The following is a 16,743-nucleotide window of genomic DNA, read 5'->3' as shown; positions in this document are numbered from 1 at the left end:
TAGGTTGGGTGGAGCGGAGCGCAACCCAACTGATTATCAGGATGTTGGGTTACGCAAAGCCTCCACCCAACCTACAATTTTTTTGCAACTAGAACTTAAGCGGTTAAGTGCATTAGACGTAGGTTGGGTGGAGCGGAGCGCAACCCAACTGATTATCAGGATGTTGGGTTACGCAAAGCCTCCACCCAACCTACAATTTTTTTGCAACTAGAACTTAAGCGGTTAAGTGCATTAGACGTAGGTTGGGTGGAGCGGAGCGCAACCCAACTGATTATCAGGATGTTGGGTTACGCAAAGCCTCCACCCAACCTACAATTTTTTTGCAACTAGAACCTAAGGGGTTAAGTGCATTAGACGTAGTTGGGTGGAGCGGAGCGCAACCCAACTGATTATCAGGATGTTGGGTTACGCAAAGCCTCCACCCATCCGACAATTTTTTTGCAACATTCTAGCCTAGATATTCTACTACAAGACTACCGAATGGACCATAATATATAAAATTTCCTATAAAAGCAAGCCAGTGATGCCGGGATACCTCTGCGACACATGAAGAATTAGGTTGGACGTGAGTGCGAAGCTACAATAACTCCGTGATGCTAAATAACCGTTGTCGGTCTATTTTTTGAAGCTTGAGTTTTACGGCATAGAAAGCCTGATAATAAGATTGCTCGCGCTCTGGTTCAGCTTCTGGATCAGTTTGTTGCCATAGTTCCAAAAAGTGACGAGAACGTTTTTCCAGCATTACCAAATCCATGCAAGCGATCGCAGCTTGAACCACTTGCGGAGTCCGAGGTATTTCTATCTTCCATTTCTCGTTCAGATGAAATAGATGCGACACTAATCCCAAGTCTTCTGATAATTCTAAATATATGTTTTCCAGAGTTGAAATTAAATCTACCTGTTCCATTGCTGTATCTAAAATCTGTTGCCATAAAAATCGGTGGTGGGAAAGGCTAAATTGCAAATCTCGCTCCTCTAGTTCGTTAATAATCGCTTGACGCTGTTCAGGACAATGCAAGTAAATTCGTAGTAATAACGCCTCTGCTTGTTCTAAAAGACTGCGTTCTGTGGGAAGTGGAGAGTGGGAAACTTTGCTATCTCCCCATGCTTTCTTCGCTGACATCGGCTTAGAGTATGTAGTCGCAGCCGGCGCAATTTGAGTTAGCAGATTTTCGACTCGTAGGGGTAGAAGTCTGGTATCTCCCAAACTGAGTATTTCTGCACAATAAGAAACGTAATAATTTCGTGTATCACTGTTCGCTATATTTTTAAGTAATTTAACTAATTGCTGAGTTACTTGCTGAAAATCAGTAGCCTGTTTTAAGTCGCGGTCTTGAATAATTTGCTGAATCTGCCAATCTAACCAAAGTGGGGCATTTTTTAGCAGTTCTCCATAATCTTCTGGAGTGTGGCTATACAAATATTCATCAGCATCTTTGCCATCGGGTAAATTGAGAATCTTTAACTGAACTTCTCCCTTGTATGCTAGTTCGGCAATTTCACCGATCGCTCTTTCGGTGGCATTGGTTCCGGCTTTATCAGCATCAAAGTTGAGTACTAATTGTTTCGATTCGGTGTAGCGTAATATTAGCCGGACTTGTTCTAAGCTTAAGGCTGTACCGAGAGAGGCGACGGCGTTATTAATACCAGCAGCATGGAGAGCGATCGCATCAAAATATCCCTCTACCACCACCGCTTGATCAACTTGAGAAATCCCACCTTTGGCTTGATCAAGGGCAAATAATGTTTTACCTTTACTAAAAAGTTCGGTTTCTGGTGAATTTAGATATTTAGGCTGTTCATCAGTCAGGGTTCTACCACCAAAGGCAATGACGCGCCCTTGAACATCACGGATGGGAATCATTAAGCGATCGCGGAATACATCATAATAACCGCCTCCTTCCTTGCGTGGCTTAATCAATCCCGCTTTTTCCAGTATTTGCGCTGGGTAATGTTTATCTTCCACTAGATAGCGATGGAGAGTTTCCCAACCTGCGGGGGCATAACCTAAACCAAATTGCTGTATAGTTTCTTCTTTGAGTTTACGGTTAGATTGCAAATATTCAATTGCTTTTTGCCCTGGGGATTGTTTGAGGGCGCGTTGATAAAATTGTGCTGACGAAGCGAGAACTTCATACAACTGTTCACGCAAAGATAGTTGACGCTGTAATTCTTGACGTTGTTCGGGTTCGAGAGTTTGTACAGGTACTTGGTAACGCCGTGCTAAATCCAGCACCACATCAGGAAAAGAACGCTTTCCCAACTCCATCACAAACTTAATCGCATTTCCCGCAGCTTGACAGCCGAAGCAATAGTACATTTGCTTGGTTTGACTGACGGTGAAGCTAGGAGATTTTTCGTCATGGAAGGGGCACAAACCGACAAAATCCTTGCCACGTTTGCGTAAAACTACGTATTCCGAGACGACATCTACAATATCAGCCCGTAGTTTAACTTCCTCAATTGTGTCTGGGTGCAAGCGGGGGATTTGCATGGCTTTGTCATTAGTCATTGGTCACTGGTCATTGGTCATGAACTTTGGAGAAATACCAAAGGACAAATGACAAAAGATTTCTGATCGCTATTATATTCTTGTTGCTAGAGCAAGAATGATGTATAGAATTGCTTACACTTAATTTTATCAGAGGAAATACTGAAAATGGGACGTATTTTTATATCGGCGGCTCATGGAGGCAAAGAAGTTAGAGGAGTTGATGCAGGTGCGATCGCAGGTGGTACAAGTGAAGCTAAAGAAATGATTTTGCTGCGGGATTTGATTGTTACGGAACTCAGAGCGCGGAATTTGGAAATTTTGGCGGTTCCTGATGACTTGAGTGCCGTCCAAACTATCGCCTGGATCAATTCCCGTGGGCGTCGGGGTGATATCGCCCTAGAAATTGAATCTAATGCGGCTAACAGCCCTTCTGTGCGTGGGGCTAGCGTCTTTTACATTGCTAATAATAGCGATCGCAAGAGTAATGCTGAACAGTTGCTAATCGGCTTGTTGCGTCGCGTACCCCAATTACCGAATCGGGGAGTCAAGCCAGATACAGATAGTGGCTTAGGTAGTTTAGCATTCTGTCGCCAGACAACGCTTCCGGCTTTGGTAATGCAAGTGGGGTTTCTTAGCAATCCAGAGGATCGGGCTTTGCTGCAAACTCGTCGCCGCGATTTTGCTTTGGGAATTGTCGATGGACTTGTAACTTGGAGTAGTGTGATTGACCCCACTCCTGGAACTCCAGCAGAACCAAATTATCCGCCGATTAATATTAATATTAATGGTCAAAGTTACTCAGAACAAGGGGTTTTAGTTAATGGTAATGCTTACATCCCCATTGATTTAGTAGACCTTCTACGAATTGACCTTTCAAAAGCAGCTAATGTCAATCGGATTACCTCTCACAAAGTAGTTTATGTCAAAGCGATCGAACTGCGAGATTTTAAGATTGCAGTTACTTGGGATGCGGCAACTCGTACTGTCAGCTTGCGCTCGAATTTGACGGTTTGCCCTGGTCAATTTGACCGAGTGATGTCGAATGGTAATACTTCAGAAGTACAGTTACAATTATTCCTCAAAAACAATAATGACAATGCTTTGGTAAAGTTTCCTGACATCCCAAAACTTTATCGGGAAGAAGCAGGTATAGAGGGAGTAAACTATGATATTGCCTTTTGCCAAATGTGTTTAGAAACTGGATTTTTACGGTTTGGTGGTGATATTAGACCTGAGCAAAATAACTTTGCTGGCTTAGGTGCGATCGGTGGAGGTTCGGAGGCTGCATCTTTTCCAAGTGCCAGAATTGGAGTGAGAGCGCACATCCAACATTTGAAAGCTTACGCTAGTTTAGAACCTTTGGTACAAGAACTAGTAGATCCCAGGTTTCGCTTTGTCACACGCGGGATTGCAACATTAATTGATCAGCTAGCAGGGCGGTGGTCAGCAGATTTAGATTATGGTACGAAGATTTCAGCAATGCTCAAACGATTATATGAATCAGCAGGACTTCTTTAAGTACCAATGGGAGCATCTCAGTGAAAGCAAATACACTACACCATAGGAGAAACAAGATTCCTGCTCCTTCTCCGAACTCACGGAGAGGGCTGGGGTGAGGTTTAGGCTTTCTACGAAAGTGAGATGCTCTCAGTACCAATTCTGTATGAAGATGCGCTAAACCATATTTAAGTACAAGAAAGAAAAACGAACCGCAAAGGATGCAAAGGAGAGGCAGCGCGTTGCGGGGGTTCCCCCCGTTATAGCGACTGCCGTCACAAAGAAAGAAAGAAGTTAAAAGGGTTTGGCGCAGCCTCACAAAGAAATGGTATTACGCAATTGTGATTAAAGTAAAGGAGTCAGCAATCGAGAGACTCTCACAGCTAACTTGAACCAAAAAGGTTTTTTATCGTACTCATCAAGATCAACAGCAACACAGACAGCTAAATCATCCTCTAACATCTTTTTCACACTTTGGACAAACCTCGGCTCGGTAACAAAACCCATAACTTCAAAGTTTAGGGAAAAAGAGCGATTATCTAAGTTAACAGTTCCTACCCCTGCTATATTTTCATCAATGACTATAATTTTCTGGTGCATAAACCCATTTTTGTAACGATACAGCCTGATACCGATTGTTTCCATTTCGGTGTAGTAAGAGAATGAACATAAATAAACAAATAAGTGATCAGGTCGATTTGGTAAGAGAATTCGCACATCTACACCTCGCATTGCTGCCAGTTTTAAGGCTGACAATGTTGCCTCGTCCGGCACAAAGTATGGACTAGCAATCCAGAGGTGAGTTTGAGCTTGATTAATTAGTTCCACGAAAAAAAGCTTACAAGCTGGTAGCGAATCTGCTGGGCCTGTAGGAAGAATGAATGCAGTTTGATTAGTTTCCCGATTAATTTTTACTTGCCAATTAACTTCGATAAGTTTTCGAGTCGCCCAATACCAATCTCGGACAAAGGAGTTTTGTAAACTTTGTACTGTTGGGCCTTCGAGCATCATGTGCGTGTCGCGCCAGGGACTCAAGCGAGGATTTTTTCCTAAATATTCGTCACCAATATTCAGTCCACCTACAAATGCTATTTCTCCATCGACCACCAGAATTTTCCGATGATTGCGAAAATTAAATTGGAACCGATTACCCTGGCCTCTGGTGGTGTTAAATGCACTTACTGCAATTCCATGGTGTTTTAGAGACTCGATATAAGAACGAGATAGTTTCTTTGAACCAATTTCATCGTAGAGAAAGTAGATGCTTATTCCTTCCTTGGCTTTAGCAATCAACGCTTTTTTAAACTCATTACCTGATTGGTCATCGTTAACAGTATAGGATTGCAACAAAATATAATTTGTCGCCGATGCAATCTTTTTCAGCATCGCTTCATAGGTTTGCTGACCATTAATCAGTAATTCGGCAACATTACCTGATGTGAAAGAAACTTCTGTCAAAGCCTCCGCTAATGGTTGCAAATTGGCTAGATTATCTGGTGGCGCAACCTGAAATTTAATAACTTCACTATAAGTCTGATGAACAAGCTTGTAGTGTTGTGCATAGACTGAGCGCAGTGTTTCAGCATATCCATGAAATTTAGTTCTTCCTAAAATCCAATACAACGGAATCGCTAGCCAGGGGAAGGTAATTAGAGAAATGCTCCAGGCAATTGCCCCTTGGGAAGAACGCACATTCATCACTGCATGGGCTGCATGTGCAACTCCCACGACATGAACAGCAACTGTAGCTGTGCTAAAAATAGCTAGAACACCAGTATCTACAAGCATCTTAGTTTTTTTGAGTATTGATATCAGGACTTACGCAAACAATAGCCGAAAAGAGTAATTTTCTGGTATAAGCAATTCATGTAGCTTTAGCTGACCGCAGGGTATTGCCCCAGAGGGCGTGTGGTTTTGCGTAAGTCCTAGATATAAGTAAATTCTGCCAGCAATGGCTTGTGATCGGATGAACAAATTTTGTCTAGCACCTTAGCACTGGCTTTCTTCGCGCTGAGATTTCGATAAAAGATATGATCTAAAGGGGGTGATAACAGGAAGCGTTTAATTTTCTCCTTCTCATGAGGTGCAAAAATTACTGGCGTTAATCCCAATTTAGTTATTACTTGATTGAGGATTACTGCTCTTTTTTGACTCCAAGTATTAAAATCTCCTGAGAATATTAATGGACCACTATGTGTAGATAATGCTAGCTCTAATTCATTTAATTGTATTTTAAATTTATTTAAATCTACAAAATTGATCAGATGACTATTGATTGTGAGGAGAGTTGTGCTTTGTTCAGATAGCAGATACTCAGTAATTAAAGAAATTTTAGGAGTTCTAACAATCGGCTCATAATGTTTAGTAGTTATAACTTTTATGGTGAGTGGACTGATTGTAGCTGCTGTGAAAATCCCCGAATAGCTTTGATGATGAATATCTACAAAGTTAGGAGCAAAATTCCAATTCATTTCCAGCCATTTTGACCATTCATCTGCTTCTAATTTTAGAGAAAACTCTTGGAGAAATATGAGGTTTGGTTGATAAGTTTCAATTATTTCTGAAAAATCTTTCATCCAAGTTTTATTATAGTTTTGTTTGGCGATATTCCAACTGAGAACTTTAATTGATTTACTATTAATTTTTGTTTGAATTGAATTCTTTTTATCAATTGTTAGTTCTTCTAAACGAATAAATCTATAACCCGGAACAAATTTTGTAACGAGAGTGTTTATGTGTTCTTGAATATTAAGCATCATTAATATTAAAATGGATTTCTTCTAGCTTAACGCTATTGAAATTTAGAAACGATTCCTTTACGTCCTTCTCTGCGAGACGCTGCGCGAACGGCAAGGCTACCTCGACTGCTTTGAGGGACGGCTCCTTTTCTCTCTCTATTAGTAGTGATAGGATAGCTATCGCGTATGATCTGTTTGGACAACAGATGTACAGCGTAACACCGTCAGCAATTAAGAAGACAGAGCGTGATCGTCCCATTAACTAGTAGAGCGTTAATCCCAAGTCATAACAGTAGTTTGGGGTTTACCAGCCTTGCAAAACTATCAAGTGGAAACTTGCTTGCAGAAGTGGATCTTCGTCGGGCTGTAGTAAGTTTAAAGCTAAGGCAAGATAAAAAAGTGTCGATGGGTCAGTTTCTGACTCCCGCCTCAGTAGCCCAATTGATGGCTGAGATGTTTAATCGGCTGGATTTGCCGGAAATATCCTTGCTTGATCCTGGAGCCGGAATCGGTTCATTACTAGCCGCTTTTGTAGCAAAAGTATGCCAGCATCGACAACATACGTCAAGTTTGCGCGTTGTAGCTTATGAAATTGACCCTTTTTTAATTGGATATTTGCATCAGACTCTAGAGTTATGTGAGAGGGAATGTGAAAATGTAGGTATTTCCTTCAATTACGAAATTCGTGAGACTGATTTTATCGAAGATGCAGTTAGGCTACTTCAACTTGGTTTATTGAATAGTGCGATGCCTACGGCGGTAAACTACGCAACAGAATTTACCCATGCTATTCTCAACCCGCCTTATTTGAAAATCAATGCTCATTCCCAGGTGCGCGAATTGCTGCGTTCCATCGGTTTGGAAACTAGCAATCTTTATACTGGTTTTATGGCTGCTACAGCGCAACTTCTAAAACCAAGTGGGGAGTTTGTAGCGATTACCCCGCGCAGTTTTTGCAATGGGCCATATTTCCGTGACTTCCGCAAGATGTTTTTAGAGACGATGGCTTTAGAGCAAGTACATCTTTTTGAGTCGCGGCAAGAAGCATTTAGTGACGATGATGTTTTGCAGGAAACTATCATCATCCAAGCTACAAAACAAAAACAAAAGTCTAGCAGCATAATTATCAATACAAGTTTTGGTGCTAATGATGACTTGTTCATGTCGCACTCTGTACCATATACAGAGTTAGTTCACCCCGATGATTTAGAGCAGTTTATTCATATTATTCCTGATAAAATTAGCCAGCAAATCGTTCAGCGAATGGCTCTTTTTACCTGGACTTTGAAAGATTTAGGGCTAACAGTTTCAACCGGACGGGTAGTAGATTTTCGAGCAAAAGATTATCTAAGGACAAATCCAGAAAACAATACTGTTCCTTTAATTTATCCGGTGAATTTATCTAATGGATATGTAGAGTACCCAAAAATAACCAAAAAAGCCCAAGCGATAGTTCATATAAAAGAAACAGCTAATCTTCTGATCCCAAATGAGCATTACGTCATATCCAAAAGATTCTCATCGAAAGAAGAGAAAAGGCGTATTGTTGCAGTGGTTTATGATGCCAGCCAATTTAATTATGCCTATGTCGGCTTTGAAAATCACTTGAATTACTTTCACAAAGATGGGTGTGGACTTAGTATGACCTTGGCTCGTGGGCTTGCTGTTTATCTCAATTCAACTTTAGTTGATGCTTTTTTTCGGTTGTTCAATGGGCATACTCAGGTCAATGCAACAGATTTGCGAAAATTAAACTACCCTAATTTGCAACAGTTATTGTCTTTAGGGACGGGGATTAAAGAGCAGTTTCCTTCTTTGCGGGAAATTGATCAACTTATCGAAAATCAGCTACTGAGTATGTCGAATCTGTCAGAGAATAATCCAATTGCAACTAAATCTCGAATTGATGAAGCGCTGCAAATCTTAAGACAATTAGGCTTTCCACAAGCACAGCTTAATGAACGATCAGCTTTAACTCTGTTGGCGTTGCTTGACTTAAAACCGACAGACTCTTGGCAATTAGTAACTTCCCCTTTGATGGGAATTACGCCGATGATGAACTTTATGGCTCAACATTATGGCAAAACCTATAAACCCAACACACGGGAAACAGTTCGCCGCCAGACAGTGCATCAATTTCTGGATGCAGCTTTGATAGTTGCTAATCCAGATGATTTAAGCCGCCCTATCAACAGTCCTAAAACTGTATATCAAATTGAAACCAGTGCGCTTGAACTATTAAGAACTTACGCCACTGACGAATGGCAAAAGAGCATTTACACTTACCTTGCTTCGATTAAAACTCTGAAAAAGCAATATGCTCAAGAGCGCGAAATGTCCCGTATTCCGATAGTAATTGCAGGGGAAATTAAAACTTTATCACCAGGTGGTCAAAATATTCTGATTGAAAAAATTATTAATGATTTTGTGCCTCGTTTTATTCCTGGTGGAAAGCTCATCTATGTTGGCGATACAGATGAAAAGTTCGCCTACTTCGATGAAGCTACATTGACAGACTTGGGCGTTAACATCGATTCCCACGGCAAAATGCCAGATGTGATCATTCACTTCACAACAAATAACTGGTTAGTGCTGATTGAAGCTGTAACCTCGCATGGCCCAATTAATCCGAAGCGGAAGAAGGAACTTGAAGTCTTATTCACAGGTGTCCAAATACCTCTGGTGATGGTAACAACATTTCTCAGTCGTAAGGCAATGGTGGCATATTTGGCAGAGATTGCTTGGGAAACAGATGTTTGGGTTGCTGAAGATTCAACTCACCTGATTCATTTCAATGGTGAATATCTATTGCAGGCTTACCAAATATAGGAATCATATTTGATTTCTGAAAAAATCTCGGTAGTCTTATTGTAGGTTGGGTGGAGGCTTTGCCAAAGCCAACATCCTGATAATCAGTTGGGTTGCGCTCCGCTCCACCCAACCTACGTCTAATGCACTATTTTAGCCTAGAGGGTCTACTACGTGCATTTCAAAAATCAAATACTAGTCCTATAGAAAAGAAGCAAACTTCTTGAATATACAGGATAACTCAGGTGTCTGTTGTTTGCTATCACTAAAACTCCAGTAATCAAACTGGCTAACAGCCGCGATCGCACATAGCAGCAAGAAAATGCCAAGGTGATAGTTGCACATTTGTTTGGCAAATCTATGACAAATTAATGACGCAAATGTGACGAGATTGATTATGCTACTTAAAAGTAACAATTTATTGACTTATTGTATATAAAATTAATAATATTCTGGATGGTTTTATTTTAATATCGGGAAATACTGATACTGTAAAGGATACAACTGTTATATATGATGTAGCGAGAGTAACTTCCTGCAACTTACTCTAAATAAATGTATTAAAAGATACAGTTTTTTAGAGTAAGTAAGTAAATAATTTAGTCAAATTTATTAGTTTATTCCTGTAGGTAAACGTTTAGATATTTCCCAACATCAGGATTTTTGATATTAAAAAACTCTAGTCAACGTCTTGTCGAAAAAGTTCGTTGATCCTGATGCTGCTGCAATTATTCTAGCGTGATCGACTGTCGGTTTCGAGACAATTACGCTCAAGTGTATTTAACATAAATACCTTCAGATTTTTCCTCAGCAGCTTTTTTGACAATTGAGGTTGGGGTTGTTTAAAAATACATTACCTGGATGGAGGTTTTACTTAGTGGGTAACAAGAGAAGCAGACTAAAAACTATCTTATTTAAGGCTTGTAGTTCTTTAGGAAAAAATAGCTTAAATTGCCTCAACATATTTGGCTATTTGGTAACAAGCTTTATTGTCTTTTTCGTGAAGGCGGGATCTACCCCACTCAAGAAAGGCTTTTTCCTCTTTAAGCATCAGCAATTCCCCACAATCAAGAAAATGCCGATGACTGTTGGGCAAAGTCAGCAAGTTAACAAGTTGGCAAGATTGCGACAGCGTTTACGTGACCCAGAGTGGAGGCGCTACGGTTACTTAGTACTGCTGGGCAAGGCAATGGCTATCATCATGCTGTTCATGGTATTTGCCTTCATCCCCAATTTGATGGAAACACCAGCTCTGGCAGCTGATCCAGTACTCAGAGGCAATGACATTGTTAACCCGATTAATACACTCTGGACACTGCTAGCAGCCTTCCTAGTATTCGCAATGCAGGTAGGTTTTACGATGCTGGAAGCAGGTTTCTGTCGCTCTCGTGAAACCGTGAACGTCTTGATGGAGTGCATCGTTGACACCTGTCTTTGTGGGTTACTGTTCTATGCCTGGGGCTTTGCCTTCATGTTCAGTCATGGTAATGGCTTGATTGGACTGAATTGGTTTTTCTTGGAAGGGTCTCCTGCCACCTATGAAAGTACAGGCGTAGCATTTCTGGCGTTCTGGCTGTTTCAGTTCGCCTTTGCAGACACCTGCTCGACGATTACCTCGGGGGCGATGATTGGGCGAACAGGGTTTATTGGCGATCTTCTCTACAGCTTTGGCGTTTCTGGATTCATCTACCCAATTATCGGACACTGGGCTTGGGGTCCAGACGGTTTTCTGGCAACGATGGGCAGCAAAGACGGTTTCCTGCCTTTCTTAGGAATTGGCTTCCATGACTTTGCAGGCTCTACAGTTGTTCACACCATTGGGGGATTCATTGCCCTGGCGGGTGCGATCGCTCTCGGTCCACGTTTGGGTCGAAGCTTCAAGCGCGACGGTGGTGGACCGATGTTACCCCATGACCTTGTAATTGCGGCTTCCGGCGGTCTGATTCTGTGGTTCGGCTGGTACGGTTTCAACCCCGGCTCGACACTCTCGGCGATGGACTTTGTGGGGACTGGACGGGTTGCCGCTAATACTACCTTGGCAGCATGTGCAGGCGGTCTGTCAGCACTGTTTTTCGCTTATCCGAAAACAAAAAAGTGGGATTTGAGTTTCACAGTCAATGGGTTCTTGGCGGGCTTGGTTGCGATCACTTGCCCCTGCTATTGGGTGAATCCGACAGGTTCTATCATCATTGGAGCGATCGCTGGCGTAGTTGTAATTCTAGGAATAGACCTCTTGGAATGGCTCAGGATTGACGATCCCATCGGTGCAGTTCCTGTACATGGTTTTTGCGGCATCTGGGGAACGTGGTCGTTGGGCTTGTTTGCCACTGGTGAATTCGGCGCGACTGGCCCGATCGCACCTGATGTCTCTGCACCGTTAAGAGGTCTATTTTATGGTGGGGGGATACAGGTTTTGAGCGCACAAGTCATCGGCAACCTAATTATTACTGTGTCTACATTTGCTGTGGGAATGGGGTTGATGTATTTAGTAAATTTGACCGGGACTCTGCGTGTGTCGAAAGAAGGCGAATTGTCAGGTTTGGATTTACACGAGCATGGCATACCAGCCTACCCTGAATATGTCATTAGTTCAGCAGCTAACCCTGGCAGTTCTCCATTAGAAGAAGTGAATAAGCCAAGCATACTCTAAATAGAGATTATGCCAAAAATCCATCAGTTTTTATCCCCATCACTCGGTGGGGCTTTTTTATGGAATATGTGTAATCGGTGCGTCAAAATATTGAGTTGATATTAGACGGCATAAAAGTGGTTGGGTGTGATTTTAGGCACTTATTGATCCCCCCTAATACTGTTTGACTTTAATTATGATACAAATACCTTGGTAGGGGCACGGCAATGCCCATGCGTGTCAACTTAAGAAAAAAGTTGCTTTGAGAAGACGTTTTGCCCTCATCCCCTAACCCCTTCTGCCAAGTTGGGATTCGGGGAACTAGAGAATTTGCTCCCCTCTCCCAATTTTGGGAGAGGGGCTGTTCTTGTGAGGGTCAAACCTCGAAAGCATGTCTTGCCTAACTTCTAGGTTATAGCAGTGGACAGACAGCTTAGGACATTCGCAAACCCTAAGAGAGAGAGCGGCTGTCACAGCTATCCATAGCAGACTTGTCCTAACCATTATGGCAGCCGCTATAACAGACACGAAACGCGATCGTCGAAATGGCGAGAAGTTTAAGGCAGAAAAGTTTCTCCTTTTCCCATTCAAGTCAAGCGATCGCCAAAATGAATAACCTATTATTGGCGCAACGCTGGGGAGTTTAATTGAAATTGGCTTGCTCAAACTCCCCCCATCTTCAAAACTTGCGATCGCACTTGTTGCGCGGACTGCACTGCTCTGATTTTTTCCGATAATGGGAAAATACCGACCCGCGATATCTATGACGGGCTGCTCTGTTACGCACCTTAGTTCGACCGGCACCACTTGACCAAGTTCATCCTTGATAGTCTCTTAATTGCGAAAGTGGCTGGTAATCGATATCAATTGTAGGATTAGCTCATCTGCATCAATGACTTGATAGCCAACTGTAAAACGGGTTCAGCCTGGATACCTGCAAGTGCGATCGCACTTGCATCTGTTTCAGTACAAAGTTAACGGCTTATGTGAGTTGGAGTCTGGAAAGGCGTAAATACGTTAACACAGCTAAACATCTTGGCTAAACCATAGCCTGAAACCCAAGCTATAGCTTGGGCGTTTTTAATTCACATATAGCGGTTCTCGGCCCTTGTGAGGTACAAGAACCCCACCCCCAACCCCCTCCCCGCTCTTCGAGAGGGGGCTATGATGTATCTTATATGATTAGGGAACGCTATACAGGCGGATATATAATTATTGTAGAACTATAGGAAAAATCCTTACAACAACATTATCAGGAGAGTTATTATAGATCCTGCTATTGTACTCTCTGCTATTGTACTCTGTGTGTTGATTAAAGCCGAATTGGTAAATGCCGCCACCATCGCGGTAAGCTTTATTGGACGTGATAGTACTGTTGTCCACCACTAGGTAGGAAGAACTCTGGAAACTAATGCCGCCACCATCGTCGCCAGCCTGATTGGCACTAATGGTGCTATAACTCATGGTAGCGATTAATAATTTAGAAGATAAATAACTACCGAAACTACCGATGTAAATGCCGCCGCCGTCGTAGTCTGCTCTGTTGTCAGTGACGGCGCTGTAGTTCACGTTCAGGCTGCCAATGTTGTAAATGCCGCCGCCGTCGTAGTCTGCTCTGTTGTCAGTGACGGCGCTGTAGTTTACGTTCAGGCTGCCATTGTTGTAAATGCCGCCGCCATCGTCTGCTCTGTTGTCAGTGATGGTGCTGTGGTTCACTGTGAGACTGCCAATGTTGAAAATGCCGCCACCGCCAGCCTGGTGGAGGGAATTAGTGGTCTCGACGGCAGTGTTGTCAGTAATGCTGCTGTGGTTCACCGTGAGACTGCCAGTGTTGTAAATGCCGCCGCCGCTGCCGCTGTCGGCTATACTGACAAGACCGCCGGCGACGGCGACGCCGTGTAATGCAGTGTTGTCAGTAATGCTGCTGTGGTTTACCGTGAGACTGCCAGTGTTGTAAATGCCGCCACCCTGTCCGCCAACTCCAACTAGAAGTCCATAGAAATTGCGTGGTATGTTATTGCTTACAGTGTTACCAGTGATGATGCTATTATTCAAGGTCAGGATGCCTTCGTTGGAGATAGCACCGCCTCCATTTGCACCATCGTATGTATTGGTAATAGTCAGCCGATTGATTGCAGATGTTGCACCTTTGCCAATATCAAAAACACGGTCAGGACTATCATCCTTAATTGTTAGTAAGCTTGCATTTGTGCCTTGAATGGTCAAGTCATCTGTGATACTGAGACTACTACCATTCAGATTGATCGTATGAGCCAGCCCATCAGAAAACAGTCCACCAAAATTGATGATATTTGTTCCGCCAGCGAGATCGGCATTTAGAATTTGCTGCCGTAGTGAACCTAGACCACTGTTATTGGTATTAGTGACGGTAAATATAGACATTGATATGACTCCAATTTTTTCTCGTTGTATAAAAATTGATATCAAGAATCATGCTGATAATACTACGAATCTGCAAGCATTTTTTCTACTGCTACCATCTGTGAAACGTCAAAGTCAATTTCAGTAAATTGACTTTGACAGATATGTTGAGAACACGATCGCGCAAGATTGGAGCCAATTTTTGTGGCAGGAAAATTTATTGATTACAAGCCTAAGCAATAGGCTTCTTGCCGTAGCTCTGAAACAGAAGATTTAGAGCTTCTGCGAGTAATGCCTGACTACTTTTATCTTGGTCAAGGGCAATCTGCTTAAATTGCTTACAAACTACCGGGTCAAAATGTCCAACGATCGCCCGTTTTCCGCGACGGCTTGGTGGCACTTTGGAATCAGTTTTATCATCAGCCAAACTTTCCAGAGGCTCTACTTTTTTAGGGACTTCTGCCTTGCGATGGCTACGCCCGCCGAAGGCATCGCTTTTATTAGCATTGGTCAAAGCTTGACTTAGGCTAGGTTTTTTAGGCATTGTACTTATGCTTACTTGCTTACAATCTATCATGTATACATCACTTAACCTGCTTTAAGACCCACCGATAAAGGTTCTTTACCTCGGCTGCTGCCTTGCCATTCGGCTCATATTCTTGAACGCCCAGACCAGCAGTTGCAAGCAAATTTAATGGGACAGACTATTAGCTGCCGATTGCAGAGTTTAAACTCTCGTAAACCTTGTTTTAACCTTGAACTCTCAAACTATAAAGCATAGATTTGCGAGTTTTTAAATATGCTTCGACTCAAAGGTTATGTATTATTTCTGTGCTTTTGTCTAGCATTATCAGTTTCAGTGATTTTAGGGAGTATGAATTTTGTTCAGGCTATTGACAGCCGCAACCCAAACTTTCCCAAGCTAAATACTCTATACGGACAACCTCCGATAGTAATCGGTCATCGTGGTGGTGGAACTGGTTATCGTCCAGAACATACGGTGGGAGATTTTGGACGTGATCTGATTGGTTCTCACAACTTAGGAATTGAATTTGGTGCAGACTACATTGAACCGGATTTGGTAGTAACCAAAGATGGAGTCCTGATTGTTCGCCACGAACCTCTATTGGCAACAGTGAAAACAGATAACAATGGCAAGATTGTTTACGATGATCATGGGAAACCTACTATCCAAGAAGCCACAACAAACGTTGCCGATGTTTCGGAATTTGCTAAACGTCTAACAACCAAAGTTCTTGACGGAAATCGTGTTACAGGTTGGTTTTCAGAAGACTTTACTTTAGCTGAGATTAAGAAACTGCGGGCAATCGAACGCATCCCCAAGATTCGTCCTCAGAATACTCAGTATAATGGTGTGTTTCAAATCCCTACTTTTGATGAAGTTATCAACCTTGCCAAACGCAGCGAAGCAAAAACTGGTCGGAAAATTGGTATCTATCCCGAAACCAAGCACCCAACATATTTTGCTGAAGCTGGTAAATATTTAGATGGCACTCCTATCCATGTCAATACCTCACAACTTCTGATTGATCGCTTGGTTGCCAACGGCTTCACTAATCGCGATCGCATTTTTATTCAATCTTTTGAAGTCTCTAATCTGAAAGAATTAAAAAATAAGATCATGCCTGCTGCTGGAGTCGATATTCCTCTGATTCAGTTAATTAATAGCAGTGGCGCTCCTTATGACTTTATTTACCACAAGCTTCCTCAAACCTACGCTGATCTGATCACTCCTAAAGGATTGACTCAAGTTAAAACTTACGCAACAGGAATTGGCCCTGACAAACGGCTAATTGTCCCTGCGTCTGCACGATTGAATCAGCAAGGTCAACCGATTGATATTAATGGAGATGGGCAGATTAGCGATGTTGATAAGTTCCTCAAACAGCCAACTTCCTTAGTTACTGATGCTCATAATGCTGGCTTGCTAGTGCATCCTTACACCTTCCGCAGCGATTCATATTTTCTCTCCCCTGACTACCACGGGCAACCGCTTCGTGAGTTTGAACAGTTCATTAAGTTAGGAATAGATGGCTATTTTACTGACTTTGCTAATTTCGGATACGTTGCCAAGCAACAAGCGATACATCGTCCCGTGAACCTCAAAGAATTAGAGTATGGGAGCTTCCAAAAATGAACTAACCCACAGTAACGTTTAGTTTACACCTCAACTA

11 protein-coding genes are annotated in these 16,743 nt (G+C 42.4%); 5 read left to right on the top strand and 6 right to left on the bottom strand.

What is annotated here, in order from left to right; genetic code table 11:
• Nucleotides 1-211 (top strand): hypothetical protein (locus ACYTXL_RS19270; protein ID WP_461926149.1); only part of this gene is annotated, 211 nt, incomplete at its 5' end.
• A gap of 366 nt (nt 212-577) precedes the next feature.
• Here the strand turns inward: ACYTXL_RS19270 and dnaG are convergent.
• A complete protein-coding gene (gene dnaG / locus ACYTXL_RS19265) occupies nt 578-2,494 on the bottom strand; it encodes a DNA primase (protein WP_461926150.1) in 1,917 nt (638 codons plus the stop codon).
• Nucleotides 2,495-2,659: 165 nt separating this feature from the next.
• Between dnaG and tftA the strand changes: the two genes are divergently transcribed.
• Nucleotides 2,660-4,012 (top strand): hormogonium tapered terminus morphoprotein TftA, encoded by a 1,353-nt coding sequence (gene tftA / locus ACYTXL_RS19260; RefSeq protein ID WP_461926148.1) that lies wholly within the window; start codon nt 2,660-2,662, stop codon nt 4,010-4,012.
• A 324-nt stretch (nt 4,013-4,336) separates the two neighbouring features.
• Here tftA and cls read toward each other — a convergent pair whose 3' ends face one another.
• Together cls and ACYTXL_RS19250 are read right to left on the bottom strand one after the other, a co-directional pair.
• Nucleotides 4,337-5,779, bottom strand: coding sequence for a cardiolipin synthase (gene cls, locus ACYTXL_RS19255; protein ID WP_461926147.1), 1,443 nt, complete (start codon nt 5,777-5,779; stop codon nt 4,337-4,339).
• Nucleotides 5,780-5,916: 137 nt separating this feature from the next.
• On the bottom strand, nt 5,917-6,750 hold the full coding sequence (locus tag ACYTXL_RS19250; protein WP_461926146.1) for an endonuclease/exonuclease/phosphatase family protein: 834 nt from the start codon (nt 6,748-6,750) through the stop codon (nt 5,917-5,919).
• A gap of 225 nt (nt 6,751-6,975) precedes the next feature.
• On the opposite strand from ACYTXL_RS19250, the gene ACYTXL_RS19245 reads away from it, so the two are divergent.
• Complete coding sequence (locus ACYTXL_RS19245) at nt 6,976-9,558, top strand: BsuBI/PstI family type II restriction endonuclease (RefSeq protein ID WP_461926145.1); 2,583 nt, start codon at nt 6,976-6,978, stop codon at nt 9,556-9,558.
• Nucleotides 9,559-9,738: 180 nt separating this feature from the next.
• Here ACYTXL_RS19245 and ACYTXL_RS19240 read toward each other — a convergent pair whose 3' ends face one another.
• Nucleotides 9,739-9,882, bottom strand: coding sequence for a hypothetical protein (locus tag ACYTXL_RS19240; RefSeq protein WP_461926144.1), 144 nt, complete (start codon nt 9,880-9,882; stop codon nt 9,739-9,741).
• 736 nt (nt 9,883-10,618) lie between these two features.
• Between ACYTXL_RS19240 and ACYTXL_RS19235 the strand changes: the two genes are divergently transcribed.
• Nucleotides 10,619-12,187, top strand: a complete 1,569-nt coding sequence (locus tag ACYTXL_RS19235) for an ammonium transporter (RefSeq protein ID WP_461926143.1) — start codon at nt 10,619-10,621, stop codon at nt 12,185-12,187.
• Nucleotides 12,188-13,378: 1,191 nt separating this feature from the next.
• On the opposite strand, the gene ACYTXL_RS19230 is transcribed toward ACYTXL_RS19235, so the two are convergent.
• Complete coding sequence (locus ACYTXL_RS19230) at nt 13,379-14,569, bottom strand: hypothetical protein (protein WP_461926142.1); 1,191 nt, start codon at nt 14,567-14,569, stop codon at nt 13,379-13,381.
• A 211-nt stretch (nt 14,570-14,780) separates the two neighbouring features.
• On the bottom strand, nt 14,781-15,092 hold the full coding sequence (locus tag ACYTXL_RS19225; RefSeq protein WP_461926141.1) for a ribbon-helix-helix domain-containing protein: 312 nt from the start codon (nt 15,090-15,092) through the stop codon (nt 14,781-14,783).
• A 330-nt stretch (nt 15,093-15,422) separates the two neighbouring features.
• On the opposite strand from ACYTXL_RS19225, the gene ACYTXL_RS19220 reads away from it, so the two are divergent.
• Nucleotides 15,423-16,706 carry a glycerophosphodiester phosphodiesterase gene (locus tag ACYTXL_RS19220; protein WP_461926140.1) on the top strand — a complete coding sequence of 428 codons (1,284 nt, stop codon included), beginning with the start codon at nt 15,423-15,425 and terminating at the stop codon, nt 16,704-16,706.
• Nucleotides 16,707-16,743: the final 37 nt, after the last annotated feature.

The sequence above is a fragment of the Nostoc sp. genome, from assembly GCF_054880495.1.
This window is presented reverse-complemented; position numbering and strand designations above follow the sequence as displayed.